General features: G+C 80.8%; 1 pseudogene. It reads right to left on the reverse strand.

Features of this window, described 5'->3' with window-relative positions:
- Window positions 1-563, reverse strand: a pseudogene (locus tag SSOG_RS56370) (cell division protein FtsK); the annotation flags it as partial.
- Window positions 564-1675 lie beyond the last annotated feature (1112 nt).

Consider the following 1675-nt stretch of genomic DNA (forward strand, 5'->3'; position numbering starts at 1 on the left):
CCCGCCGCGGCGGTATCGTCCAGCCGCCGGGTCAGCTCCGCCGTACGGGCCGTCACCTGCTCGGCGTCGTACGCCAGCAGCAGCCGGCAGTCCTGCCCGCGCAACGGCTGAAGCTGCGGCAGCCAGCCCAGCCAGGACCACTCGGCGGGCCGGTCCTCGGTGCTGAGCAGCACGATCTCCAGCGTGCCCGGGGAGTGCAGCGCCGCGAGCTGCGCCACGACGGACCGGGCGAGCCCGGCCAGCCGCCCGCGCGGCCCCGCGAGCCCCAGCGAACCCGCCTGCCGCAGATCCACGGTCACCGGCGCGGCGGGCAGCAACCCGCCCGCGCCCGAGAGCCGGTCGGCGGAGCCGAGCCGCACCGTGAGCGCGTCCGGGTGGCCCGGCCCGCGCTCCCACAGCCGCGGCCCCGGCCCCAGCGCCGTCATCAGCACGGCCGCCGGGTCCGGCCACCGCCGGTGCAACGCGGCGGCCTCCTCGGCCGCCCGCGCCGCCGCCTCCTCGGCGCCCGCGGCCTCGTCCACGCCCCGCGCGTCCGCCCCCCGGCCCCCGGTCAACTGCCGCACCCAGGCCCCTATCCCCCGCCGCCGCACCTGCGCCCCGGGAGCGTCATACGCATACGCCCCCGCCTCCCCGAGCCCCCGCGGCACGGTGGTCCCCCGCAACGGCGTCCCACCCCGCCCAACGCTCCGGGGGTCCGGTGCGCCGGGGTGCCGATCGGCTGCGCCGCGCGGCCCGGCGTCGGCCGGGCTGGCGTACGGCGTCCCGCCGTCGCGCTGGCCGGGCCCTGCCGCGTCGGGGTAAGGGGCCCCGGGATGCGCCGGGGCTCCGGGGTGCCCGCCGGGGTGCCGGTCGTCGTACGGCGACCAGGCGTCGGCCGCGGCGTCGCGCGCGGTGGCGCCCGGCTGCCCGCCGTGATGCCGGTCGGCTGTGCTGTGCGGTCCGGCGTCGGCCGGACTGCCGTACGGCGTCTCGCCAGCCGTGGCACCTCCGGCCGCGCCTTGACGGTCTGCGGTGCTCGGTTGCCTACCGGGGCCCCAGCCGTCCCTGTCGCGCTGGCCGGGTCCTTCCGCGTCGGAGTAAGGGGCCCCGGGATGTGCCGGAGTTCCGGGTTGCCCGCCGGGCCGCCGGTCGTCGTACGGCGACCCGGTGTCGGCCGCGCCTCGACGGTCTGCGGCGCCTGGTTGATTGCCGGGGCCCCAGCGGTCCCCGTCGCGTTGGCCGGGCCCTGCTGCGTCGGTGTACGGCGTCCCGGGACGCGCGGGGGTTCCTGGCCGCGCGCCGGGGCGCCGGTCTGCGGGGGTCGTGCCCCTGCCCGGCCACGGCTCCTGCCCGCCGTGCGTGGGGGCTGCGGACCCGCTGTCGGGCCCCTGACTGCTGTACGGCGCGCTGCCGCCCGCCGGGCCGCCCCGCTGTCCGGCGGGGTCATGGCCCGTATTGCCGGGCGTGCCTCGGCGGTCTGCGGGGCCGGGCTGTCCGGGGATCGTGCGGTCGTCGCCCGGGCGCCGGGCGGTTGCGCCGTGCGCTCCGGCGTCGGTCGGGTCGACGTGCGGCGAGCCGCCGGCCGGGGTGCCCAACTGCCCCGGGAGCCCGCGGTCGTCAGCCGGGCGTCGGCCGGGCGCGCCGTGCGGTCCGCCGTACGACGCGCTACCGCCCGCCGGGCCTACGCGCCCGGGGC

It is taken from the genome of Streptomyces himastatinicus ATCC 53653 (assembly GCF_000158915.1).
Lineage (GTDB): Bacteria > Actinomycetota > Actinomycetes > Streptomycetales > Streptomycetaceae > Streptomyces > Streptomyces himastatinicus.